Annotated in this window: 17 protein-coding genes and 5 pseudogenes; 9 read left to right on the top strand and 13 right to left on the bottom strand. The window is 69.5% G+C overall.

What is annotated here, in order from left to right; genetic code table 11:
- Nucleotide 1: 1 nt before the first annotated feature.
- A complete protein-coding gene (locus ACFTZC_RS37930; protein WP_382898122.1) occupies nucleotides 2–3,679 on the bottom strand; it encodes a S8 family serine peptidase in 3,678 nt (1,225 codons plus the stop codon).
- 483 nt (nucleotides 3,680–4,162) lie between these two features.
- On the opposite strand from ACFTZC_RS37930, the pseudogene ACFTZC_RS37925 reads away from it, so the two are divergent.
- Nucleotides 4,163–4,897, top strand: a pseudogene (locus ACFTZC_RS37925) (transposase); the annotation flags it as partial.
- Nucleotides 4,898–4,937: 40 nt separating this feature from the next.
- On the opposite strand, the gene ACFTZC_RS37920 reads toward ACFTZC_RS37925, so the two are convergent.
- Both ACFTZC_RS37920 and ACFTZC_RS37915 read right to left on the bottom strand, forming a co-directional pair.
- On the bottom strand, nucleotides 4,938–5,303 hold the full coding sequence (locus tag ACFTZC_RS37920; protein WP_382898121.1) for a hypothetical protein: 366 nt from the start codon (nucleotides 5,301–5,303) through the stop codon (nucleotides 4,938–4,940).
- An 83-nt stretch (nucleotides 5,304–5,386) separates the two neighbouring features.
- Nucleotides 5,387–5,875: a LysR family transcriptional regulator substrate-binding protein gene (locus tag ACFTZC_RS37915; protein ID WP_382898119.1), complete on the bottom strand. Its 489-nt coding sequence runs from the start codon at nucleotides 5,873–5,875 to the stop codon at nucleotides 5,387–5,389.
- 63 nt (nucleotides 5,876–5,938) lie between these two features.
- Here ACFTZC_RS37915 and ACFTZC_RS37910 point away from each other — a divergent pair, with 63 nt between their 5' ends.
- Nucleotides 5,939–6,061, top strand: coding sequence for a hypothetical protein (locus ACFTZC_RS37910; protein ID WP_382898117.1), 123 nt, complete (start codon nucleotides 5,939–5,941; stop codon nucleotides 6,059–6,061).
- A 32-nt stretch (nucleotides 6,062–6,093) separates the two neighbouring features.
- Nucleotides 6,094–6,213 (top strand): SDR family oxidoreductase, encoded by a 120-nt coding sequence (locus tag ACFTZC_RS37905; protein ID WP_382898115.1) that lies wholly within the window; start codon nucleotides 6,094–6,096, stop codon nucleotides 6,211–6,213.
- 119 nt (nucleotides 6,214–6,332) lie between these two features.
- On the opposite strand, the gene ACFTZC_RS37900 is transcribed toward ACFTZC_RS37905, so the two are convergent.
- Entirely contained in the window at nucleotides 6,333–6,605 is a 273-nt protein-coding gene (locus ACFTZC_RS37900; RefSeq protein ID WP_382898113.1) for a winged helix-turn-helix transcriptional regulator, read from the bottom strand.
- Between the two features lie 294 nt (nucleotides 6,606–6,899).
- Here ACFTZC_RS37900 and ACFTZC_RS37895 point away from each other — a divergent pair, with 294 nt between their 5' ends.
- The 3 genes from ACFTZC_RS37895 to ACFTZC_RS37885 all read left to right on the top strand — a co-directional run bounded on the left by ACFTZC_RS37895 (nucleotide 6,900) and on the right by ACFTZC_RS37885 (nucleotide 10,026).
- Nucleotides 6,900–8,027 carry an NADH:flavin oxidoreductase gene (locus ACFTZC_RS37895; RefSeq protein ID WP_382898111.1) on the top strand — a complete coding sequence of 376 codons (1,128 nt, stop codon included), beginning with the start codon at nucleotides 6,900–6,902 and terminating at the stop codon, nucleotides 8,025–8,027.
- A 114-nt stretch (nucleotides 8,028–8,141) separates the two neighbouring features.
- Nucleotides 8,142–8,510, top strand: coding sequence for a winged helix-turn-helix transcriptional regulator (locus ACFTZC_RS37890; protein WP_382898110.1), 369 nt, complete (start codon nucleotides 8,142–8,144; stop codon nucleotides 8,508–8,510).
- Nucleotides 8,511–8,697: 187 nt separating this feature from the next.
- Nucleotides 8,698–10,026: an MFS transporter gene (locus ACFTZC_RS37885; protein ID WP_382898108.1), complete on the top strand. Its 1,329-nt coding sequence runs from the start codon at nucleotides 8,698–8,700 to the stop codon at nucleotides 10,024–10,026.
- 254 nt (nucleotides 10,027–10,280) lie between these two features.
- Here ACFTZC_RS37885 and ACFTZC_RS37880 read toward each other — a convergent pair.
- The 6 genes and pseudogenes from ACFTZC_RS37880 to ACFTZC_RS37855 form a co-directional block, all read right to left on the bottom strand.
- Nucleotides 10,281–10,481, bottom strand: a pseudogene (locus ACFTZC_RS37880) (transposase); the annotation flags it as partial.
- Between the two features lie 445 nt (nucleotides 10,482–10,926).
- Entirely contained in the window at nucleotides 10,927–11,994 is a 1,068-nt protein-coding gene (locus ACFTZC_RS37875) for a ScbA/BarX family gamma-butyrolactone biosynthesis protein (RefSeq protein WP_382898106.1), read from the bottom strand.
- A gap of 52 nt (nucleotides 11,995–12,046) precedes the next feature.
- Entirely contained in the window at nucleotides 12,047–13,690 is a 1,644-nt protein-coding gene (locus ACFTZC_RS37870) for an FAD-dependent monooxygenase (RefSeq protein WP_382898104.1), read from the bottom strand.
- The gene (locus ACFTZC_RS37865) at nucleotides 13,687–14,364 is read right to left on the bottom strand and encodes an HAD family hydrolase (protein WP_382898102.1); all 678 of its coding nucleotides are present in this window, start codon (nucleotides 14,362–14,364) and stop codon (nucleotides 13,687–13,689) included. The genes ACFTZC_RS37870 and ACFTZC_RS37865 overlap by 4 nt, the downstream gene beginning before the upstream one ends.
- Before the next feature lie 264 nt (nucleotides 14,365–14,628).
- A complete protein-coding gene (locus ACFTZC_RS37860) occupies nucleotides 14,629–16,980 on the bottom strand; it encodes an MMPL family transporter (RefSeq protein WP_382898100.1) in 2,352 nt (783 codons plus the stop codon).
- A gap of 162 nt (nucleotides 16,981–17,142) precedes the next feature.
- Nucleotides 17,143–18,180 (bottom strand): SMP-30/gluconolactonase/LRE family protein, encoded by a 1,038-nt coding sequence (locus ACFTZC_RS37855; protein ID WP_382898099.1) that lies wholly within the window; start codon nucleotides 18,178–18,180, stop codon nucleotides 17,143–17,145.
- Between the two features lie 677 nt (nucleotides 18,181–18,857).
- Here ACFTZC_RS37855 and ACFTZC_RS37850 point away from each other — a divergent pair.
- Nucleotides 18,858–19,016 (top strand): integrase, encoded by a 159-nt coding sequence (locus tag ACFTZC_RS37850; RefSeq protein WP_382898097.1) that lies wholly within the window; start codon nucleotides 18,858–18,860, stop codon nucleotides 19,014–19,016.
- 406 nt (nucleotides 19,017–19,422) lie between these two features.
- Here the strand turns inward: ACFTZC_RS37850 and ACFTZC_RS37845 are convergent.
- The 3 pseudogenes from ACFTZC_RS37845 to ACFTZC_RS37835 form a co-directional block, all read right to left on the bottom strand.
- Nucleotides 19,423–19,665: pseudogene (locus ACFTZC_RS37845) on the bottom strand (IS3 family transposase); the annotation flags it as partial.
- 256 nt (nucleotides 19,666–19,921) lie between these two features.
- Nucleotides 19,922–19,975 (bottom strand): annotated as a pseudogene (locus ACFTZC_RS37840) (hypothetical protein); the annotation flags it as partial.
- Between the two features lie 251 nt (nucleotides 19,976–20,226).
- Nucleotides 20,227–20,361: pseudogene (locus ACFTZC_RS37835) on the bottom strand (transposase); the annotation flags it as partial.
- 1,036 nt (nucleotides 20,362–21,397) lie between these two features.
- Here ACFTZC_RS37835 and ACFTZC_RS37830 point away from each other — a divergent pair.
- Both ACFTZC_RS37830 and ACFTZC_RS37825 read left to right on the top strand, forming a co-directional pair.
- Nucleotides 21,398–21,622, top strand: a complete 225-nt coding sequence (locus ACFTZC_RS37830; RefSeq protein ID WP_382898095.1) for a hypothetical protein — start codon at nucleotides 21,398–21,400, stop codon at nucleotides 21,620–21,622.
- Nucleotides 21,623–21,811: 189 nt separating this feature from the next.
- A complete protein-coding gene (locus tag ACFTZC_RS37825; protein WP_382898094.1) occupies nucleotides 21,812–22,681 on the top strand; it encodes a hypothetical protein in 870 nt (289 codons plus the stop codon).
- Nucleotides 22,682–22,959 lie beyond the last annotated feature (278 nt).

Here is a 22,959-nt window from a genome sequence, read left to right as displayed (position 1 = left end):
TCTACTTCAGGCCGAACGCCCGCAGCACGGTCTGGTCGACCTTGTTGCCCTCCCGGTCGGTGGCCGCCACGCGCAGTGACGCGAACTCGGCGCCCTTCGGGTGCTTGAGCTCTGCCGTGCCGTGCTTCACCTTCACCTTCTTCCAGGACACGCCGTCGTCGTAGGAGACCCAGACGTTCAGGTCACCGGCCGTGACGCCTGCCGCCTGATTCCGGAGGGAGAGTCCCAGCTCCGACGTGTGCCCCGCTTCGGCACGGTTGAGGAGGTCGAGCCCATCCAGGTCGTAGTCGACGGAGAGCAGCGGCAGCGCCGTCGACTGGTCCGTGTGCGCCGAGGCGAAGGACCATTCGGTGTGGGTGTCGGTGGAGTACTCGGCCCAGTCGGCCGTGCGCCGGGCGTCGAGCACGAGGCGGTACGGCACCTTCGCCGCCGGGACGTCGAAGATGCCGTACCCGCCGAGTGTGGTGTCGCCGATCAGTTGTCCGTCCGCGTACAGCTTGCCCTTCGCGGTGTCCTTGACGTTGTCCACGGCCCCGTAGTGGCCCGGCGTGGCGTCGCTCAACTCCGGGATCCTGAAGGTGAGTCTGTCACCGGTGCGCTGGGAGACGCCGAACTGCTCACTTGTCGCCGGACGGACGACCTGGCGCAGCCAATCCTCGGTGGGCAGTTTGCCCGCCTTGTCGAAGGTCTCCAGGGAGTCCCACTGCGGATTGTTCGCCTCCCCGTCCGGATAGACGGCGTGCCAGATCCGATTGTCGGAGACGTTGTAGTACTCGGTGCGCTCCGTGCCGAGCCGCACATCATTGCTGGTCGCGATGTCGATCTTCTGCCAGGGACGGTACCGGTACACGGCGTCCCTGCCGATCCGGCCGGCCTGGGCTCCGTGGTAGCGAACCTTCTGCTTCGCCGTGTTGGAGCTGTTGAGGCTGTACGTCTGGTGGGCCGAGACGGCGCCCGACTGCGGGAACATCACGCTGTACACATACGGACTGACCGGGGTGGAGTCCAGCTTCAGCATGACCTTTTTCCCGCTCTTCAGCAGGGCGCCCAGCTTCACGCCGTTCTCCCCGGTGGCGATCATCAGCGGGATGGGCGTGCTGTCCACGGCGGCGATCCAGTATCCGGGCGCGTCCTGGTAGGCGATGACGTAACCGGCACCGGCCGCACTCGCGTTGGCCAGGGCCTCGTCCGCCCTCTTCCCGGCGGCCACACGGACCACCGCCACGTTGCCCTTGACGTCGAGTCCCTCGAAGTCGGCCGCGGTTCCGCTGCCCGCGTCCACCGCCCGCACGGTGCGCTTACCGCTGAATTTCGCCGGGAAACCGGTGTACGTCTGCGTGTAGTCGAGGGGCAGCGGGTACTTCTCGGGGCTGGTGACGCTCGCCGTCAGCTCCTTCTCGTACAGCCGGAACTTGGCGGAGAACTCGAACGTGCCCTCGGTGACCTTCTCGGTCGGAGCGACATAGATATGGTCCGTCCAGAAGCCCTGGCTGTAGGTCAGCCCAAAGGCGCTGCCCGGCCCTTCCCGGTGCCAGTTGGTGCTGAAACCCTGGAACTCCGAGTCCTCCTTGGTCTTCAGCTTGATCTCCACCGCCTTGCGGGCATCAAGGACGACCTCCGTGTCTCCGGCGACCTTGACCTCGGGATCGCCGACGACCGACGTGCCGACGGCCAGCCCGGCCGTGTCCACATCCGGGATCCACGAGGCCATCGAGTACGTACCGGCCGGCACCTTGAAGGTCGAGCCCTTGCCCAGGTACCCATGGGTGTCCGGATACGCTCCGTTCAGCTCCTGGAGTACGAACAGTGACGCGCCGGTGGACGGGTTTCCGTCGCGGTTCAGCAGCGAGACCTTCAGGTCGTAGGTCTTCGGCAGCTTCTCGAAGCCGATGGCGGTGGTGACCTGGATGTTGTCCGCGCTCGCCGTGATGTGGCCCGTGTACCGGCCCGTCGCCCCCGCGGCCGGGTCGACCGTCACCCCGACCGTGGCGGTGCCCTTCGCCGGGACGGTCACGGTGTCCGCGCTCAGGGCGGCATCGGTGAGGGTCGAGGAGATCTTCAACTCAACTGTCTTATCCGTGGAGTTGGTGAACACGATGTCCTTGGTGGCGAACCCTTCGTCGCCGTCCTCGAATGTTCCGAAACTCAGCGCGGGGGTCGCGAAGACGCCCTGCTCCACCGCCCGTCGGGCATCGACCCGGCCGTCTCCCTGCTCGAAGACGGTGGCGTCCGGCATGGTCCTGGCGGTGCTCGCCAGATCCGCCTTGAGCTGCTCGCCCGTCCAGTCCGGATGCGCCTGTGCGACCAGTGCCGCGGCGCCCGCGACATGCGGGGTCGCCATGGAGGTCCCGTTCGCCGTCGTGTAGTTGTCGTCGACGGGGGTGCCCATCGTGGTGCCGGAGGCGCGTGCCGCCGTGATGCCCGCGCCCGGTGCGGTGATCTCCGGCTTCACCGCGGAGTCGCCGAGGCGCGGTCCGCGGCTGGAGAACGAGGCCAGCTTGTCGGACTTGTCGACCGCGCCCACCGTCAGCGCCGAGTTGGCGATACCCGGGGTCCCCACGGTCTGCTCGCCCGGTCCCGCGTTGCCCGCCGCGACCACGAAGAGGGCGCCCGTGGACGCGGACAGCGCGTCGACGGTCTCACTCAGCACGTCCGAGGGACCCGAGGCGGTGCCGCCCAGGGACATGGAAACGATCTTCGCGCCGGATTTCGCCGCCCACTCCATGCCCTCAAGGATCCAGGAGGTCTGACCGCGACCGTCGTTGCCCAGCACCTTCCCGACCAGCAGCTCCGCGCCCGGCGCCACCCCCTTGCGCCTGCCGTCCGAGGCCGCGCCCGAGCCGACGATGGTGGAGGCTACGTGGGTGCCGTGCCCGTGGCCGTCCTGCACCTTCTCGTCGGGCACGAAACTCGTCGCCCCGGCGATCTTCCCCGCGAGGTCCGGGTGGCCGGCGTCCACGCCGGTGTCCAGGACGGCGACCTTGACGCCCTTGCCGTCGTAGCCGGACCGCCACACCTCGGGCGCGCCGATCTGCGGGACGCTGACGTCGAGGGACGCCTCCACCGTGGCGTCCAGCCAGATCTTCTCGATGCCGTCGCCGAGCTGTTTCGCGGCCCGCGTGGTGCCCTCGGTGCCGAGGGCCGGGGCGACGTCCGCCCAGAAGGAGGGCGACTTCTTCACGCTGAGCGCGGCGCCGCCGATGCCGGGCAGCGCGAGGGTCCGGCGCGCCCCGTCGGGGGTCGCGGCGCCCTTCGCGTACGTCACGATCACCGGGTTGGCGCCGGTCTTCGCGTCCGCGTAGCCCTGTTTCACCAGCTGGCTGACATTGAACAGGGCCGGGTCGAGACGGCCCGCCTGTACCAGCGGGATCGCGTCCGCCGGGAGGACGCTGATCTCGCCGTTCCGCTCGCTGGACACGAAGGTGGCGGCCTCGCGGCCCTTACCGCGCCGGACGTCGACGGCGTACCTGCCGTCCGGCCCGGCGGTGAATGACACGGTGTCGCCGGTGATGAGGGTGACGGTCTGGGTGCGGGGGGCACCCGATCCGGTGAGACTTGGCGTACTCGTGGCCCGCGACGTGGTGACCGGGGACTCGGGGCCGGCCATCGCGGGGGTGACGGCCGCCGCGAGCAGTCCGGCCGTTCCGGCCGCGGCCCAGAGGGCCTGGAGTCTGCGCATGTGTGGACTTCCTCCCCTGAACGCTGAACGCTCCCGTGTGTTGGTGAGCGGGAGTCAGTGACCAGGGTGAGCGCCGCGCGGAATGTGGCTCAAGGGAGAGTTGTGGCCGAGGTGTGCCAATACCTTCTTCGGCCACGTCCCGAGCGCTCGGCGCCGAGCCACTGCGGCATGAGCCGACGCAGTGCGGCCGCACGGGGTGTCGGCCCGCACAGGGCCCGGATCTTGATACGGACGGCGACGACCCGGGGCGGTGGGGGTTCTGGACATTCCAGGGTGGAGTTGCTGCTCGGGCGGTCGAGGGCGGCAGGGGCTTGGTGTGGCGTGGGCCGTTGCCCCTTGCTGCCGGAACAAGGCTTGTGAAGGGGGGCCTGACGGGTATATTCACAGGTCAGGCGCCCCTTTCTCGGGCGGGGGTGCACCGGCCCAGGGCGTTCGGCCCGGAATCACCCGGAAGTCTTCTCCGACGGGGCGACCCACGCATCTTCCTTCGTCGCCGTCCTGGAGCCCGGGTCACCTCGTGGACAGGGATCCTGGATGTGGTCCGGCTCGGACCCGTGGACGACGCGACCGCCATCACCGCCGCCCAGCTGAGAGCCGTGGTCGAGCGGCTCGTCGCGGCCGGCCAGTGGGCGCCCGGCGACCGGGCCTCACCATCGTCATGGACGTCGGCTATGACGTCGCCCGCCTGGCCTGGGTCCTGCGGGATCTGCCCGTCGAACTGGTCGGGCGGATCCGCGACGAACGGGTGATGCGTTGTCCGGCGCCCTCGCGCGAGGAGTTTCATCGCGCCCATCCCCGCGGCGGCCACCCGCCCAAGCACGGGCCGGAGTTCCGCTTCAACAAGCCCGAGCCCTGGCCCGAACCGACGATCACCACGGCGACCGACACCACCCACTACGGAAAGGCCGAAGCCCAGGCGTGGGACCGGGTCCACCCGCGGCTGACCCACCGCTCGGCCTGCCTGGAGCCCGACGGTGAACTTCCCGTCGTCGAAGGCATCCTGGTCCGCCTCAAAGTCGAGGACCTCTCCCAGGACCGGGAAGTACCGCCGGTATGGCTGTGGTCCTCCAAGACCAGAGCCACCCCGGCCGACGTGGACCGCTGCCGGCAAGTGTTCTTGGTGAACACACCTTCAGGTTCACCCAACAGACGCTCGGCTGGACCACCTCGAAGATCCGTACGCCCGAGGCGGCGGACCGCTGGCCCCGGCTCCTGGTGAGCCCACCTGCTCTGCCCCGCCCGAGGGTAAAGATCAAGCTCACCAGATGATGACACCGCCGCCCTCGGCCTTGGCTCGCACGGAAGCGTCAACGATGTTGTCGAAGCATCGGGTGACGTACTCCGTGCCGTAGCCGCTGACTTCACCAAGGTGATCGATGTGAGGGCGTATCGCTTCGCACTCGGCCAGGAAGTCGTCGATCTCCCCCGGCTCGACCTGGAGGTTGCCGCCGTCGAGCCGGGGAAAGAAGCGAGCCCCCAGCGCCCGAACCGCTTCGGAGCCCCACAGCTTGCTGCGCGATCTCTCGAATCCGGCCATGGTCTTGCTGTAGTCGTCGTCGGGATCTTCCAGAAGGGTCCACTCGCCGTTGGCTTCGTATACGTAGGTATCCACATTGAGGCTCATGCGCTGATTCTCCGGAGCAAGACCGTGCCGCGTCGACCGGATGGAACCCGGATTGCGCCGCACGCCGACGAGGACGGGCTCGGTCAGGGAGGGCAGTAGCGGGCAGGCCAGTTCTTCGAAGCCTTCGGGGATGGCCGAGGCCGGACGGCGACGTAGGCTTCCTCGCCCAGAGGGTGAATGTCGAAGGTGCACCCGGCGGGGATGCGGTGCACGAGGACCATGTCGAGGGTTCCCTGGCGGACCAGTCGTTCCATGTCCACGGGATCGGGCTCCTCGTGGAGAGTCACCTGCAGCTTCGGGTGGCGGTTGCGCAGCTGCCCCAATGCCTGGGGCAGTTGGCGTGCTCCCAGGCCCATGTGGACAGCGATGACGAGTTCGCCTGCCAGTTCCCCGTTGGCGGCGCGGGCGGCCGTGATGGCACGCCGGGATGCGGTCGTCGCGATCTTCGCCTCCGCGAGGAAAGCCCGCGCGGGCCTTGGTCTCGCGATTGCCCAGAGATTCGGAAGTGAAGGCGCCCACGTCTGCATAACGGGGCGACGGAAGGAGGCGCTCGAAGCCGCGAAGGCTTCCATTGAGGGGCATGTCACCGCGGGCACCTCGATGTGATCGTCGCGAACGCTGGAAGCATTGAGCGGATGAACTTCGAGTGGATGAACTTCGGGGACGTGACCGAGGAACACTTCGACCGCACATTCGACCTCAATGCCCGCGGCACACTGTTCACCGACAGGCCGAGCACTTCGGTCAAGATCCAGTAGCTCTCCGGGCCCATTTGAGTACCCTTGTCCCGATGGGCCGCCTCGGGCTTCCCGAGGAGATCGCCAATGGCGCGCTGTTTCTCGCCTCGGACGAGGGCAGTTTCATGACAGGTGCAGAACTCTGCATCGACGGCGGTATGGCTCAGGTATAGCCCGCTTCGGCCGGAGCGGAACTGGGCATGAGCTTTTTCCGCGCTTTTGGCGCGGGATTGCTCCGCTCGTTCGTATCGTTCGTAGCATCGGTGAGTTCCAGAGCTTACGGCTACGGCAGTTAGCTTGCCGCCATTCGATGGCTGAAAACCTGGCCGCTCGGGAACTGCTGACGGTCGGTCACGTTGAACCTCGGGGGAGGGCGACTGATCGCGACCCATGTGATTGCACCGATAAGAACTTTCTCGGTCACGCTGTTGACGAGGCGTCGCAATTGCCCGAACCGGCGAGGCCCTTCCGAGGCGAGCTGCCGCACGACCAGGTACTTCCACCGGCCGCCAACCACCGATAGCGCTGCGTCGAGCCCACAGCAGTACTGGCGATCGGTTCTCATCGTGGCTCCTGTTTTACGAGAACACCCACGCTGGAGGCACTGACAAAAAAGTAGGTACTTGCCCATGGAAAGGCACGGCATGTTTCCTCGGTTCTGGCGTAGGCAACCGGCCTGGCCGTCAAGCCCCGTCCCGGGTTCGGGCGTACGAGCCTCGGTGTCGGGGGGCAGACCAAACCAACCGAGTGCACGAAAGGCACATCGATCATGCCCGACACGTCCAGCACCACCGACATCGCCGCCGCCTCCGAGAGCCGGCCCTCCGCGGAACGTCGTCCTGCTTCGAGGAGCATTCACGTGCCTGCCGGCAGCGCTGCCGCCGACCGTGCGGCTCAGGCCCTGTCCCGCCCGTTCACCCTGCGCGGGCTCACCGTCCCGAACCGGATCGTCATGGCGCCGATGACGCGCGACTTCTCGCCGGGCGGCGTCCCCGGTGCCGATGTGGCGCGGTACTACGCACGCCGGGCGGCCGGCGGGGTGGGGCTGATCGTCACCGAGGGAACGTACGTCCGTCACGACTCGGCGGGGGACAGCGTCCGGGCGCCGCTGTTCCACGGCGAGGACGCCCTGACGGGCTGGAAGTACGTGGTGGCGGAGGTGCACCGCGCGGGCGGCCGGATCTTGGCGCAGATCTGCCACGTCGGGGTGCAGCGCCCCGAGGGCGCGGGCCCGGTCCCCGGCGCCCCGACGGTCGGCCCGTCGGGTCTCGGGCTGGACGGCGCCCCGGCCGGTAAGGCCATGACCCAGGACGACCTGGACACGGTGATCGCCGCCTTCGCCGAGGCCGCCGCCGCAGCCGAGCGCACCGGCTTCGACGGCGTCGAACTGCACGGCGCCCATGGCCTTCTGATCGACCAGTTCCTGTGGGAGCGCACCAACCGCCGCACCGACGGCTACGGCGGTGACCCGGTCGCCCGTACCCGGTTCGCCGCCGAGATCGTGGCCGCCTGCCGGAAGGCCGTCTCCGCCGGCTTCCCGATCGTCTTCCGCACCTCGCAGTGGAAGGTGAAGCACTACGACGCGCGGCTGGCCACCACCCCGCAGGAGCTGGAGGCGGTCCTCACCCCGATCGCGGAGGCCGGGGTGGACGCCTTCCACTCCTCCACCCGCCGGTACTGGATGCCGGAGTTCGAGGGCTCGGACCTGAATCTCGCGGGCTGGACCAAGAAGCTCACCGGCAAGGCCACCATCAGCGTCGGCTCCGTCGGCCTGGACAAGGTGTTCGAACCGGGGTTCCGGAACGGGAGCCGGACCGGGGTGGCGGGCATCGAGAACCTGCTGGACCGGCTGGAGCGGGACGAGTTCGACCTCATCGCGATCGGCCGCGCCCTGATCGCCGACCCGGAGTGGGCCCGCAAGGTCCTCACCGGAGACACGGAGGCGCTGATCCCGTTCACCGTCGACCAGGTCGCCACCCTGCGCTGACTGCGGTCCGGTGGCTCACTCTGATGATCGGCCAACAACAAGTCCCCTCCCGCCAGCAAGTACCTACTTTGGGGTAAGTGCCTCCAGGCGGTGGTGGACGGAAGGTATGTCCAGATGACTGAGCGTGGGTTCTACTGCGGATTGGACGCCGCACTGTCCGTCGTAGGGGGCAGGTGGAAGTTTCTGGTGCTGTGGCAGCTCGCCGTACACGGTCCCCAGCGGTTCGGCCAGCTGCGCCGCCTTGTCGACGGCGTTACCGAGAAAGTGCTGATCGGTGCGCTCAAAGACCTTGAGGCAGACTGCATTGTCGTCCGCAAGGACTTCCAGGAGCTTCCCCCTCACGTCGAATACTCCCTGACACCGTTCGGCTCAAGTCTGGCTGAAGCACTGCGCCCGCTGTGCGAATGGGGATACGCCCACATGGATCGGATACCGGACCGTCGGCCGGTCTGCGGTGCCCGCGCTGTTTCCCGAGGGCAGTGAAGGGGGACCGGGCGGCCCGCTGCCGGTCGCGTGGTCGACCGGCGGTGGTCGGTGCGCTCGGTGGTGCGGATCGTGGAGCGGGGAACCGTCGTCCTGCCCGTCGCTTAAGCCACGCTTCAGCATCGCCCCGTACGGTCGCGCCCGGAGTTGCCCTCGGGTGAGTGGCGGCGAACACTGAAGGGGCGCCATGGAGATCCCGGTAAGGCTGCGACAGGCCCGGTCCGCGCTGTTCCTCGTCTTTCTCGTCCACGGTGCGGTCTTCGCCCTGCTGGTCACGCGCATCCCGGCGATCCAGGACCGGTACGGGCTCAGCGACGCCGTGCTCCCGATGTTTCTCGCCGCCGTGCCGATTCTGGCCGGCGTCGGCAGCGTCACCGTCTCGCGTGTGGTGCGCAAGGTTCCCGCCTCCGTGGTGATCCGCGTGCTCCAGCCCCTGATCTGTCTGTGCCTGGTCGGGGTCGGGGCGGGCGAGTCCGTCTGGCAGCTTGTGGCCTGCCTGGGCGCCTTCGGGCTGCTGGTCGGCGCCATGGAGGCAAGCCTGAACATGGCGGGCGTCGGGATCCAGCGCGGCTACGGCCGCAGCATCATGCTGGGCTTCCACGGTGCCGCCAGCCTCGGCGGCATCCTCGGTGCCCTGCTCGCCTGGGCCGGGGCCAACTGGCACCTCTCCCTGCTCACCCTCTTCGCCGGTTCGGTCACCCTGCTGCTGCCGCTCACGGTGTCGGTCGGCCCGCGCCTGACCCGGAAGCCGGACGGGCCGGGCACGGTGACCGGCGGCGGCGCCGCAGCCGAACCGGTCGCGCAACTCCCGTCCACGGAGCCTTCGTCCGCGCAGTCCTCCTCCCCACGGCCCGCTCGCCCGCGAGGCGTTCCGTGGAAGCCGCTGCTGCCGCTCTGCCTGATCATGACCGTGGCAGTCATCGCCGACTCCACCGCCAGCAACTGGAGCGCCAAGTTCCTTGAGGACACGCTGCACAGCTCGGAGGCGATGGCGACCGTACCGTACGCCCTCTACATGGCGGCCACCCTCCTGGGCCGCAGTCTCGGGGACGGCTGGGTGCAGCGCTGGGGAGCGGTGGCCGTGGTGCGGGCGGGCGCCCTGCTCTCCGCCATGGGGTTCGCCCTCATCGCCGCCGCGCCGGAACCCCTGACCGGCGCGTTCGGTTTCGCCGTCCTCGGCGCGGGGCTGTCCGTGATCCTGCCCCAGCTCTTCGTCGTCGGTGCGCAGCGGCTGCCTGGGGCGGTGGACACCGCCGTGGCCCGCGTCAACCTCTTCAACTACGTGGGCTTCCTGATCGGTCCGCCCCTGGTCGGGGCCGTCGGGGCAGCCGTCTCCTACCGGGCGGCCATGTGCGTGCCGCTGCTGCTCATCCTGGGCATTCTCCTCGTCGCCGGCTCCCTGGACCAACCGGACCCGGTCGACTCCGGCTCCGGCTCCGACTCCGAATCGGGCTCCGGCCCCGAATCCGCCCCGCCCGCCCCGCGGCCCGAGACGACCACGACGAACGCCGGCTGACGGCACCGCGCCGACACCACAGGAAGTGCCCGGCCGACAGGGACGGAGACACGCCTTCAGCCGTGTGTCGCCTCGATGTGGGTGGGGCACTGTGGTGTGGTTGCCATTCGGGGCTGTGACCTGGGATGCCTGAACCGTTGAGAATGGTCGAGGTGGGCGTGCTGCAGGTGTCGCTGGACGTGGCGGTGGTCGGCAGGCTGTGTGCGCACTGCGCGGGTGATGGGCCGCGGGTGCGGTGGGAGACTGGTCCGAACGCCGGAGCCGAAGCCGAGTTCCTGCGGTAGGTGTTCCCAGACGATCCCGGTATGCAGTACGAACAGGATGCCCTGGAACACCAGCCGGTTCGAGTGCCGTTTCCGTCCCGGATGGCGAGTCCGACGCTCCGCCTTCGGCAGCAGCGGTGCGAGCACCGCCCACAACTCGTCATCGACATCCCACGGCCTCGGTCGAACCACCTCACACACCCGGATCGTCAGTTCCGGAGAGATCAATCAGCTCGGAGATCATTCTGTGAGGAGTTTTCGAACCGGCAGTCGTGACAGGCGCAGCTCCCGGGGGACCTCATGCGCACTCACACTGCTCACTCGCCGCGCACACCCCCGGCCCGGGGGCCGTCGCCCCGCGTCGGCAGCGATCGCGCGGGCCTTCGCCCGCGTCCTCGCCCTGCCCCACCTGACCAGCCCGCCGGGCACCGAGAGGAGGAACCCACGGTCCCCGGGCCCGCGGTCCCCGGCACGTCGGCCGCCGTGCGCCCCTGACCAGCACCGCCCTCGGACGGGGAACAACGTGACATCACGGGCACAAGATCGGTCTACCCGATCCCGGGACACCGGCCGGACAGCATCGCCGCAGGCCGGAACAGCCCCGGACACTCACCCGAGGTTCCAGCGTCCGAGTGATTCAGACCCACTGTGCCACGTCGAGCCGCATGGCCGTGGTGATGGTGTCGTCCTGAACGGCCTCCACCACGACGGGAGTGGTGAAGGTGCACAGGTCTTCGTCCCAGCGGAATCCGTCGACGGTCGCTCGCAACCTGGTGATGCGGTCGAGCTCCGCGTAGTCGGCGAAGTCGGAGGTGAGGGAGGCGACCGACAGGCTGTAGGGGTCCAGGGCGTGCAGCCGGGCGACGGCGGCGACGGCCAGCTGACGCGCGGCCTCCATCTGTAGATGGCCCGGCACATGGTCCAGCGGATGGTCGAAGACATGCGGGTGGCTGGTGTCCACCACCAACTGGCAGCTGAACCGTCCCGCGTCGGCGACGGGCTCGGTGACGAACACGTTCCGGGAGTCTCGCCGTCCCACATGGGAGGGCTCGGCCGCCGTGAACCGCGGCAGCAGGAAGCCGGGGCGGTCGGGCGACAGCCGTCTGCCGCGCATGGCCTGGTAGGCGGCCTTGGACAGGATCAGCAGCCCGCCCTCTCCCTGCATCGCGGGCCGTCCGTCGACCTCGATGTCCCCGATGAAGCTGAACCCCTGCAGGCGGCCTGCCTTGTTGCGCCGGGTCCGCACGCTCACGTTGATCCGCGCGTCGGCGGGTCGCGAGCCGATGCGCAGTGATTCGAAGGCGGTGGTACGGAGTGTCAGGTTCCGGAAGATGAACGCGGAGCCCAGTTGCACTTCCAGATGGCGGTGGGCGATCAGGACCCCGGCCTGACGCACCACTTCGACCATCAGGCTGAAGTCGTACAGCGGGAAGCTCTCCCCGATCATATGGGCGCGCGGGAGCTGTGCGGCGACGACGAAGGTGTCCTCGCCCGTCTCGGTCGAGTCGGTGACGAACACCTCGGCTATCGAGGCTCTGTGGACCAGGGCGCGTGGAACGGTCGCGTCGTAGCTCAGCTTCACGTGGTCGTTCCCGGGTGGCACGGGGGCCGTCGCGGACGCGGGGGTGGGAGCGGGTACGGCCATGGGGAGCGGCGTGGGCGCAGGCGAGGAAAGGGACGGGGACGCGGACATGGGGATGGTCATGGTCGGGGTCGATCCTTCCAGGGGAGGTAGCACGAGCGGTGTGCTGAACTCGTCACGGCCCTACGGCCGGTACCGGGGTGATGCGAGGCGGCCGGGACGGGAGCCGGGAGAGGAGCGCGTCGAGGCCGGCCGGGCCCGAGCGGGCCGCGACGACCCCGTCGGGCCGCAGATACGCGCACCACGGGGCACCGGCTCCGCCCAGCGCGTCGCCCGTCTCCCGCGCCACGGCGAACCCGGTGCCGTCCTGCGGGAGATCGATGGGGGCCGTGTCGGCAGGCTGGATCCACAGCACCCGCACGACGTCCCCGGCACCCCGTTTTCCCACGATCGCCGCGGCTCGCGCGGCGAGTTCCCCGGCGGCCAGACCGCCGTGGACCAGCACGGTGTGCCGGCCGGCCGACAGGTGGGCGTGGAGCGACTCCGCCTCAGTGCCGTGCACCGGGGCGAGCGCCAGGTCGGGGGCGCGTCGGCCGAGCCGCAGTGCGCGCGGCACGGACGGGGCACCGTCGAGATCGGTCACCGCCGGGCTCCCGGAGTGGTCCAGGTCGAGCTGGGCGAGCAGGGGGATCACCTTCTTCTCCAGCAGGCCGGTGGCGGACAGCACTCGCAGCACCGTGTTCCGCAGGAGCCGCGCCGCCGGATTGCGCAGCAGCCACATCCGGGTCTGCTGATCACCGTTCGCGACCGCCCTGACGGACGCCGGGCGGCGTTCCGCCTCGAAGCTGTCGAGCAGCGCCGGATCAGTGCCGCGTACGACGCTCGCGAGTTTCCAGCCCACGTCGTAGCCGTCCTGGACACCCGTGTTGAGTCCCTGGCCGCCCGCGGTGGTGTGGGCGTGCACCGCGTCGCCCGCCAGCAGCACCGGGCCCTCCCGGAACCGCGGGGCGACCTTGGCGTGCACAAGGAAGCGGCTGGCCCACCAGGTGCCGTGCAGGCGCAGCCCGCCGGGACCGCGTGCGTCGAGGAGCCGCTGCAGCAACTCCTCGGAGGGCGGTTCCGTCTGCCCGTCCGGCTCCATGTCGAAGAAGACGCGGTGGCCGTCGGGCTGGGGGACGATGACCAGTACGCCGTCCGGTGCGACGTGGTGCTGCACCTCGGCCTCGGCGGGCACCCCCTCCAGCCGGCCGTCCCCGATCAGGAACATACGGTCGAAGGTGTGACCCTCGAAGGGGATGCCGACGCTGTCGCGCACCAGGCTGCGGGCGCCGTCGGCGGCGATCAGCCAGGACACCGTGAGAGTCTCCTCGCCACGGGCCGAGCGCAGCGTCACTGTCGCCGACTCCGCGGGGCCGCCACGGTTCACGGTGACCGCCGTGACCTCGGTCTCCCACTCGACGGTGCCGCCCAGCTCCGTCAGCCGGGCGTGCAGCGCCCGCTCGGTCACCGGCTGCGGTACGCAGAGGGGGCCGGGGAAGGCGGTACCCGTCAGCCCGCCGAAGCGCGCCCCGGCGAGGCGCCGGCCGTTCGACCAGTACGACGCCCCGGTCAGCGGCAGCGCCGTCGCGGCGATCCTCTCGGCGACGCCGAGGCGGTGCAGGCACTCCAGGGCGCCACTCCACAGCACCAGCCCCTTGGGGGCGGTGCCGGGGCCCGGGCGCCGGTCGACGACACGGCAGGGCACGCCGAGGTCCCGCAACACGGCGGCGGCGGTGAGCCCGGTGGGCCCGGCGCCGACCACCAGAACAGGAACGGTCAATTCAGCTCACCTCTGGCGGCCTCGGCGGGTCTGACCGGGGGACGGTCGAGCAACGCGGAGATCTCGCGGACGGCGCTGTCGGTGTCGGCGAACCGCACCGAGCGGATGCCGAGTTCCGCCGCGGCCACGCAGTTCTCCTCCGTGTCGTCGACGAACAGGCAGCGCTGCGGGGTGGTGCCGAGCCGTTCGAGCAGGATCCGGTAGATGGCCGGGTCGGGCTTGCGTACGCCTTCCCGGTGTGAGTCCACGACGACGTCGAAGAGCTCGTCGACGGGGAGCTGGGCGCGCCACAGCGGTTCCCACTCGCGGACGTTGTTGGTGAGCAGGGCGAGCCGGTACCCGTCGCCGCGCAGGCCGCGCAGGAACTCCAGGAACGGCTCGTTGGGGCGCCGGCCGCGGAACCACAGCTCGCCGAAGCTCCGCCCGTCCGCCAGGATGCGGCCCGCGTCCTCGGGGAGTTCGGCCAGGATGCGGTCCGCCATCCGGCGCTCCGTGATCGCGCCGGTCTCCAGTGCCGCCATCGGTGTCTCCCCGTGGCGTTCCGTCGACGCCAGGAGTGCCTGGGCGAGGTCGCCCGCGTCGATCCCGGCCAGTTCGGCGAAAGCGACGAAGGTGTCCACGAGGGGGTTCGTCAGCACGCCCCCGTAGTCGACGACGATCGTGTCGAAGGCCATGTCGTTCCCTTCTCCCGGCACGACGCGGCGTACCGACCGCGACCGTGGCCTGAACGGTTGATTGGCTGTCATCGAACCCCCCTTGCCCAGAGGTGCTCCGGGTTGCTCCGGCGTCCGCCTGACGTGGTGCTCCGGACGCTAACGACGAGGACTTGCGCCGTACCAAAGCCGCTGCTCCCCGCCAGGACGAGTGCACCCGCCGAAGCAGGTGCGGGAGGACCTGTTGGGGTCCTCCCGCATCCCGAACTGGCCTTGCCGCAGCCGTCAGTCGGCTGCCTTCCCGCGCACCGCGCCGACCGCGGGCGCGGGTTCCTCCCGCTTCGCCGCTGCCGCGTCCGGCGTGCCGGTCGCGTCCGCCACAGGCGCAGGGTGCTCCGAGCCGCCCTCGCTGATGCCGAACCGCGCGTGCAGTCGGCGCAGCGGCCCGGGTGCCCACCAGGTCGCCCGGCCGGTGAGCGTCAGTACCGCGGGCACGAGCAGTGTGCGGATCACCATCGCGTCCATGAGGATCGCCAGGGCGACCCCTAGTCCGAGCATCTTCGTGTTGGTGATCCGGGATGTGCCGATGGCCACCATGACGACGGAGAGGACGAGCGCGGCGGCGGTGATGACGCCCCCGGTGCTGCGGATGCCCTCCACCACGGCGGCCTTGTGGTCGAGTACGCGCTCGTGTTCCTCCTTGATCCGGGAGAGCAGGAAGACCCCGTAGTCCATGGAGAGTCCGAAGGCGAGGCAGAACATCAGCACAGGCAGCGCCGTCTCGATGCTCCCGGTCGGGGTGAAGCCCAGCAGCCCCGACAGGTTCCCGTCCTGGAAGACCCACACCACGGCCCCCAGCATCGCGGTCAGGCTGAGCGCGTTGAGCAGCACCGCCTGGACCGGCACCAGCACACTGCCGGTGAGCAGGAACACCAGCACCAGCGTGGCGAGCACGATGATGCCGAGGGCCCAGGGCAGGCCTCGTCCGATGGCCGCCTGGCTGTCGATCATGGCCGCGGTCGTCCCGGAGGTGTACGTGGGGAACGCCGCGTCCACCGCCCGTACGTCCCGTACCAGGTCCTTGCCCTGGTCGGAGACCGCCTCCGCGGCGGGCACCACCGTGAGGTACGAGACGGCGCCGGAGGTACGGCCGGGCTGCGCGGGCCCGGAGGCCTTGCCCCCGGTGTAGCGGCCCGTCGGGGCGTCCACCCGCAGCACCCCGGGAAGCCGGGACAACTCCTCTGCGTATCCGCCGAGTTCAGCGGAGGCCGCCTGCTCGGTGACGACCTCGATCACTCCGGTGGGGTTGCCCTGGAAGCCGTCCTTGATGTGCTGCTGCACCACCCGGGGCTCGGCCGACGAGGGGAGCTGGCGGTAGTCGGCGGTGCCGAAGTCGACGTTCAGGAAGGGCGCGCCGAGCAGCAGCAGGCCGGCGAGGGTGCCGGTGGCCACCAGGGGCGCGCGCCGCATCACCCACCGCGCCAGCCGGGCCCAGCCCGCCCCGGCCTCGGTGGGCCGCCGCTGCTCGCGGGAGCGGCGCCGGAACAGCTTGCGGACGTCCAGCGCGTCGATCCGGCGGCCCAGGACGGCGAGCAGCGCGGGCAGGACGACCAGGGCCGCCACGGCCGCCAGGACCACCACGCTGATCCCCGCGTACGCGAGGGAGCGCAGGAAGTACAGCGGGAAGACCAGCATCGCGGCGAGCGAGACGGCGACCGTGGCGGCCGAGAACAGCACGGTCCGCCCCGCGGTGTTGAGGGTGACAGCGAGCGCGCCGGGCATGTCCCGGCCATGTCCGAGTTCCTCCCGGTAGCGGCGCACGATCAGCAGCGCGTAGTCGATGGCGAGGCCGAGGCCCAGTGCGGTGGTGAGGTTGGTGGCGAAGACGGAGACGTCGGTGAAGGACGTCAGGACGCGCAGCACCGCGTTGGTGCCGAGGATCGCGATGATGCCGATGCCCAGCGGGAGCAGGGCGGCGACGGCGCTGCCGAACACGATCATGAGGATGATCAGCGTGATCGGCAGCGCGATGGCCTCGGCACGCAGCAGGTCCTCGCCGATGAGGGTCTGCTGCTCGTGCTGGACGGCGACGCTGCCCCCGATCCGGACGGTGAGGTCGCCCTGCCGTCCGTCGAAGTGCCCGGTGATCCGCTCCTCCAGCGTGCGCTCGGCCTCCAGTTCGTCCCCGGTGAGCCGGGCCACCACCAGGGCCTCGTGGCCGTCCTCGGAGCGCAGCGCCGGTGCCCCGGTGTCCCAGTAGGAGGTGACCCCGGTGATGCCCTTCTCGTCGGCGAGGCGGGCGGCGAGTTCCCTTCCCTGACGTGCTGTGCCGACGTCGTCGACCCCGCTGCCCGCCCGGGCCAGCAGGACGAGGTTGGGGCGGGCGCCGGGGAACTCCCCCTCCAGGATGTCCGCGGCGTGCGAGGACTCCGAGGCGGGGTCGACGACGCCGCCGCTGCCACCGCTGCGCAGCCGGTCGGCCACCCCGCTGCCCAGGACGACGGCCCCGGCCAGGAGGATCACGGTGAGGACGAGCAGCAGCCGGGCCCGGGCCCCGGTCAGCCGGGCAAGGGCGGTGAACAGGCTGCGGGGCGGGGCCGTTTCGGGCGGCGGGGCGTCATGGGCAACGGGTGACATGGGGGGAGCTCCCGGGAGGTCTGAGCGGGTGAGGTGGGTACGGAGCCGTACGCGGCGAACGCCGCGGGCAGGGCCGTATGTGCCATGGATACGGAGCGGTGTGTACGGAGCACCGCGTGCAGAGCCGTGCACGCGGACTCCGGTCGGGGCGTCGGCGGGCCGTCAGCGGCGACGCAGGTGGAACTGGCCCGGCGTGGTGGAGGGGACTCCGGTGAGGATCTCCCGGAGCCCGCCGCTGACCACGTAGTCGCCGTACGGGGTCACGGCGATGGTCGTGGGGTCCTCGGTGGGCCAGGACCGGTCCTCCACCGTGCGCGCGGTACGCCACTTGTCGGTGGACCGCAGCACCACGACGGCGTCCCGGCCCGCGCGTCCACCGGACAGCGACAGGTCGTTCACCGCGCCGACCAGCGAGCCGTCCGGGCGCAGCGCGAGACCGTCGAGGGAGAGCGGCGCACGGTCGAGGCGGACCTCGCCGACCACCGGCCGCGCCGACCGGGGACGGTCGATGCGGAAGAGCCGGCCGCCGTCGTACTTGCCCATGAGGAGGAAACCCGCGGGGTGGTGGACGATCCCGTTCGGCCCCGTGTCGGAGGTGACGAAGCGGTCGTCCTGGATCACCTGGATCACCTGGCCGTCGCGGCTCACCACGCTGACCGTGTCGACCCCGGTGTCGGTGACGTAGATGGTGCCGTCCTCGTCGACGGTGACGTCGTTGGCGCGCGGCTCCGGCTGACCGGCGGACAGGTCGACCAGATGCTGTACGGCACCGGTGGCCAGGTCGAAGACACCGACCCCGGACACCGGGGGCCGTGAAGGGTCCACCATGCCGAGCAGCCGGAAGAAGTAGTCGGTGTAGGCGGCCAGCACCCGGTTACGGGCGGCGTCCACCGTGATGCCGAGCACCGAGGCCTGGGCGAACGGGGCGACCAGCAGAGTCACCGAACCGTCCGCCCTGACCACCGAGATCGTGCCCTGCGCGCTCGACCCGACGAGGAACGCCTTCCGCCGCGGATCCCAGGCGACGCCCTCCGGGTACACGCCCGGGGCGGTGACGGAGAGGGTGCGCGGCAGCGGGCCGCCTGCGGACCGGGACACCGCGAACGCCGGCAGGGGAGTGGCGGCGAGTGTGCCACCCACGGCACCCGCGGCGGCGAGTCCGAGCAGAGTACGGCGGGAGGCTGGAACTGGCGCGTCCAAGGTGTGCTCCTTCAGGCGGTGGTGACGACCCTGCGGTGGCAAGACCCGAGTTCGAATGATCGGCCGGCATAGGGCACGGCAGAAGGCCCGGGCAGCGGCCCGGCGTCGAGGGGTGAAACCACCGAGCCAGGCTGCGTGGAAGAGGCTCCCAATACGCGCTGAAGAACCGCTGAAACGGTGCTGTGCATGGGGAACACCGTCATGGGCGGGAGCGGGCGCGGCCGAAGAGTGTGCTGTGGTCCGGGTGGGTGCCAGGGCGCGCTGTCCGCGATCAGCACGGTTTTCTCGCGGAACCGCTTGCGGGGCCGGAGCGCGAGCGAGGGCCCGAGGTGGGGCCTTGGACCAAACCCGTCGGCCGAGTCGGCCGGCGGCGCGGACACCACCCATGCCCGGCAGCTGGGCCGGGTCGGGCTGGACAACGGACCCGTGAGGGGATTCGCCGGCGCCGGCTACCAGAGGCCGGGAGCCCGGACCGGAGGCCGTGTGGTGATGCCACCGCACCGCAAATTCAAGGAGAACCCACCCGAGTGGTACGAGGAGACGCAGGAACGACAGAGCAAGGCCCCCCTTCTCGGACGGAGAGCCCCTGCGCGCACTTCCCGCCTGGCCGAGCGACCTTACGATCTCCGGCACGCCGGGATCTCGTTCTGGCTCTACTCGGGAGTGGACCCGACCGAGTGGACCCGACCGAGTGCGCCCGCCGCGTCGGCCAGAGCATCGAGGCGCTCTTTCGCACCTACGCCAAGTTCCTTGACGGCCTTCGAAAGCAGGCGAACCGCCGCCTCGCCGAGCATTCCATGAACGAGTGGCTGCTTGCAGGCCGGGACCGGTCGTGAGCGGGCTCAGCGAAGGGCGCCTGACGGGTGGAAACCCAGGTCAGGCGCCTCTTCGCAGGCGTCTAGAAGAGGCCCAGCTTCTTCGGCGCATACGACACGAGGGGGTTTTCATCTGCTGGTGGTACAGGCAGTACGGCCATCTGGCCAGCAAGGATGCCGGTCCGATGGGTTGAATACGGGTGGGTGGCCCGGGCATGGTCCGGATCTTGGTGGGGCTGTGCCTGTCGTACTGTGACTGTTCGGTTGGCAGCCGGGGGAGAGGCAGCGACCGCGGAGACGCACGACTTGGCCCCCGGCCCCTTGCGAACCGAACCAAAGGGGCACTGGGTGCGGCTGACCTGGCGAACTGAGGTTCCCCGTTGTGCGGGAGTTGCTGATCAGCTGGTCAGGGCGGGTTGACGGGGTTTCAGGTTCGTTCGGCCGATGCCCGGTCGGCGTAGTGTTTCTCCTCGAACTCGACCGGACTGAGGTAGCCGAGCCGCTTCTGGATGCGCCGGGAGTTATAGAAGCCGTCGATGTACTCGAACAGCGCGAGGTTCACCTCGGCCCGGGCGGCGAAGGCGCGCCCGCGGATGCACTCCGTCTTGATCAGCATCCACAGATTCTCCGCGAGGGCGTTGTCGTAGGAGTCCCCGACTGAGCCCATGGACGCGTGAACTCCTGCTCGCACCAAGCGAGTTGTCAGCTTCACAGACGTGTACTGAGAGCCGTGGTCGGCGTGGTGGACGAGTGTGCCGGGCTCGACCAGATCCGGGGCGAGTGTGGCCTTGGGATCGCGGCGTGTGGAGGCGCTTCGGCGTGGGCTGATGCCCGCGATCCCGGCCTCGCACATCAGGCGCTCGACCCGTTTGCGCCCCCACGTGGACGCCCTCGCGCTTGAGCACGGCGTGCACGCGCGGCGAGCCGTAGATCTTGCCCGAGTCGGCGTGGATCTCCTTGATCTGCTCGGTGAGTTCCACGTCCTGGCGCCGGCGTTCGCATGGCTCGCGCTCGGCACGACGCCAGCGGTAGTACGTCGAGGAGGCGATGGAGAGTTCCCGGAGTACGCACTCGACTCCCAGGTGCGGGTGCTCGTCGACGAGCACCCGCACCTGGGCCGGGTCGGGTCGAGCTGCGCCGCGAAAAACGCCGAATCCGTCCGCAGGACTTCGTTCGCCCGCTTGAGCTGGACGTTCTCCTCGCGCAGCGCGGCGAGTTCGGCGCGTTCATCGGTGGTCAGCCGGTCATCCCGCTCTCCGGCGTCCGCCTCGGCCTGACGGATCCAGCCGCGCAGGGCCTCCGGATGCACGCCGAGATCGACAGCAAGCTTCTTGATCTGCGGCTTCGGGCCGGAGGTGCGGTACATCCGCACCGCACGCTCACGCAACTCCAGCGAGTACCTTCTGGGAGCGGCCATGGTCGATGTTCCTCTCATGAGAACCATCTGACTCTCTGTCAACGCACTCCGCATCTCGGGGGGACCTCACACCACCGCAGCCATCACCCGCGTCAACAACCCCGCGGGTCAATACACCTAGCCCTGGTGCTGGGGCCACGGCGCCGATGGCCTCGGGCGTCGAGAGCGGCAGAGGCGAGGACGGCCTCGAAACCGTGTGGTTCAGCGGGCGCCGGGCTCAGAAATGGTCGTAGTTCAATACTCGTCAAACTGCGGGGCCCAAACTTCGGGCCCGGGGTGTGGTGCTGCCGCGGGCCTACATCAGGGGTAGACCGTATGGGTGATTCCATCCAGGTTGCCACGGCGGTGTATCAAGCACTCCCTATGTTGAGACAGAGCAGAGTGCGAAATCGAATAGTCGGCGACGTGCCGCATTGCAATCGAAGGGCAAATGGGAAGGACGACCCTTCAACGGCAACGGACCCTAGAAAAGGATACAGATGAAGAAGATTGCGATGCTCGCGAGTGCAACGATGCTCGCGAGCGGTCTGGTATTCACCTCGGGCGGCGCAGCACAGGCAGCTCCTGGTAACTGCAGTACGTGGACAGACGGCAACAACGACCGTTTCGCCAACGGCAAGTGCACCAGTGGCACGGGCGAGTATCGGTTGTCGGCTCGCTGCGATCATCCGTGGAGCCCTGACCCGGGTATGTACACAGAGTGGGTCCGTGTCGGTCAGACAACCCGGGGTGACTGCCGTGATCTCGGTGTCGACTACAGGGCACACAGCCTGAAACTTGAGTTCCGCTAACCGGTTCGCTAACGCGGCGAGGAGCGCGCCGTGTCCGCTCCTCGCGGGACACCGACTCTCCGTTTTCCCATCCGCATCGCCCGCTACGGCGAAATGCCGGAAGATCGGCGGCTGCCAGAAGGCGCAGCCGCAGCGCCTCGTACAGCGACATCGCCACCGACCTGCGCGATTCCGGTCGTGGGCAAGGAGGACTGATGAGCCGGCCCGGATATGCCCCCAGCGCGCCGCCGACTGGTCCCCTGCGCGTACTGGATCTCGGCACAGCTCCGCCCGCCCCGCTCACCGGTCGGCAGCGGCGCCGGGTCTGGCGCTGGGAACACGGTGGCCGCCACTTCCACAACGCCCTCGTAACGCTCGCTGCCGTCCTCGGCTGGCGGTACGGACCCCACGGCTGGGAACGCCGGACCGCCGTACGGTGACGCCGTGAAACCTGCTGGGAGCAGAACCTACGGCAGCAAGCCGGCCTGGCTCACCCACCGGTGGAGGTCACCACAGGTCGGTGAGGGCGCGCCGGAGTTCTCCGTGACGGTGACCAGGCGCGCGGTGCAGTTCCCGGCTGAGGTGGAACAGCCAGCGGCTGCCCGCGCTTCAGACACCGGACTACTCCGGTGCCCTCTCGCTCCTCGACGGTCCGAATCGGAACCGAGGCGTTCGCCCGGCCCACCGAATGGTTCGGCCTGGAGGACTGCGAGATCACCAGCCGTGGCCTGTCGACACCAGCGGTCCAACGGCTCATTCATGCTCGCAGCGCGCCCCCGGTACCGAAGTGGACGCCAGGCAAGAAGCAGGATTCGGCGCAGGACACGCGGGCGCAGGAACTGATCCGCAAGCTGCTCTACGCTCGCCGGACCGATTCCATCGCCTTAGCAGAGTCGGTGTGCAACGAGGCCACCAGCCTCACCTGGGTAAGCCCGCGCGTACAGGAAAAGATGGATGCCGCCGTGCGCTCTGGGCGTCTCTGGGCCGAGAAGCAGATTGCCGACCGGCAGCAGTTGTTCGCCAGCCTGGAACGGGCCGTGGCCGACCAGCATCACGGAAAGGTCCGCAGGCTCCTGCAACTGGCCAAGGCGGCTACCAAGGATGACAGTTCCGAGTCAGTGAACCATGTGATCACGGCAGCCACCGATTACCTCACCACCGTCGCGACGGCCAGGAAGAAACACCTGAACACCCTCCTCGACGACCTCGACGGCTCCCCTCAGTACATGGACCCGGACCTTTTCTATGCAAAGGTTCTTGAACTCCTTCACGCAGCGCGCACGGTCGACGCCATCAGTCCGCAGCGGCGGGCGCAGGTCGAAGCCTGGAGGAAACGCTCCGGTGTCCCAGCCGGACCAGACCAGGGCTGTCCCCGCTGTGGTGCCGGCAACTGGCTGCCGTGCCTCGTGGACACCACTGCCGATGAGGTACAGGGCGTGCCCCACGACGAGCGGATGCGGCCGATCATCGAGGAGCGTAAAGAGCGGCAGCGCGCGTAGCGGCCGTGGCGGGTGTACGAGGTCACATGCCTCGACTGCGCTCAGCCCGTCGATGCCCGGTGCACCGCCCCCGGGGGGGCCCGCACCGTTCCCGGATCGAGCTGGCCAAGGAGCTCACTCGCCGCCGCGAGCTCCGCCCCTCATCCGAAGGGCAGCCGTAGACCCCCTCTTCCTGACGATGCAGCGCTTCGGCGTGGCGTGACCAGCCGGGAGGCTGAGCTACGCGGCCTTCGTCATCGCCCGGAACTCTCCCGCCCCCGCAACAGCTCGGGATGCAT

The organism is Streptomyces sp. NPDC056987 (assembly GCF_042673865.1).
In the GTDB taxonomy this organism is placed as follows: Bacteria; Actinomycetota; Actinomycetes; order Streptomycetales; family Streptomycetaceae; genus Streptomyces.
Note: the sequence above shows the minus strand (reverse complement) of the source record. Positions and strands in the feature narration are given on the sequence as shown.

Bases quoted from the DNA above. Each gene is read 5' to 3' on its own strand.
- ACFTZC_RS37915 (WP_382898119.1), bottom strand. From the start codon at position 5,875: ATGGAAGCCTTCGCGGCTTCGAGCGCCTCCTTCCGTCGCCCCGTTATG.
- ACFTZC_RS37890 (WP_382898110.1), top strand. From the start codon at position 8,142: ATGACTGAGCGTGGGTTCTACTGCGGATTGGACGCCGCACTGTCCGTC.
- ACFTZC_RS37930 (WP_382898122.1), bottom strand. From the start codon at position 3,679: ATGCGCAGACTCCAGGCCCTCTGGGCCGCGGCCGGAACGGCCGGACTG.
- ACFTZC_RS37860 (WP_382898100.1), bottom strand. From the start codon at position 16,980: ATGTCACCCGTTGCCCATGACGCCCCGCCGCCCGAAACGGCCCCGCCC.
- ACFTZC_RS37920 (WP_382898121.1), bottom strand. From the start codon at position 5,303: ATGAGCCTCAATGTGGATACCTACGTATACGAAGCCAACGGCGAGTGG.
- ACFTZC_RS37910 (WP_382898117.1), top strand. From the start codon at position 5,939: ATGAACTTCGAGTGGATGAACTTCGGGGACGTGACCGAGGAACACTTC.
- ACFTZC_RS37900 (WP_382898113.1), bottom strand. From the start codon at position 6,605: ATGAGAACCGATCGCCAGTACTGCTGTGGGCTCGACGCAGCGCTATCG.
- ACFTZC_RS37830 (WP_382898095.1), top strand. From the start codon at position 21,398: ATGAGCCGGCCCGGATATGCCCCCAGCGCGCCGCCGACTGGTCCCCTG.
- ACFTZC_RS37885 (WP_382898108.1), top strand. From the start codon at position 8,698: ATGGAGATCCCGGTAAGGCTGCGACAGGCCCGGTCCGCGCTGTTCCTC.
- ACFTZC_RS37875 (WP_382898106.1), bottom strand. From the start codon at position 11,994: ATGACCATCCCCATGTCCGCGTCCCCGTCCCTTTCCTCGCCTGCGCCC.
- ACFTZC_RS37905 (WP_382898115.1), top strand. From the start codon at position 6,094: ATGGGCCGCCTCGGGCTTCCCGAGGAGATCGCCAATGGCGCGCTGTTT.
- ACFTZC_RS37865 (WP_382898102.1), bottom strand. From the start codon at position 14,364: ATGGCCTTCGACACGATCGTCGTCGACTACGGGGGCGTGCTGACGAAC.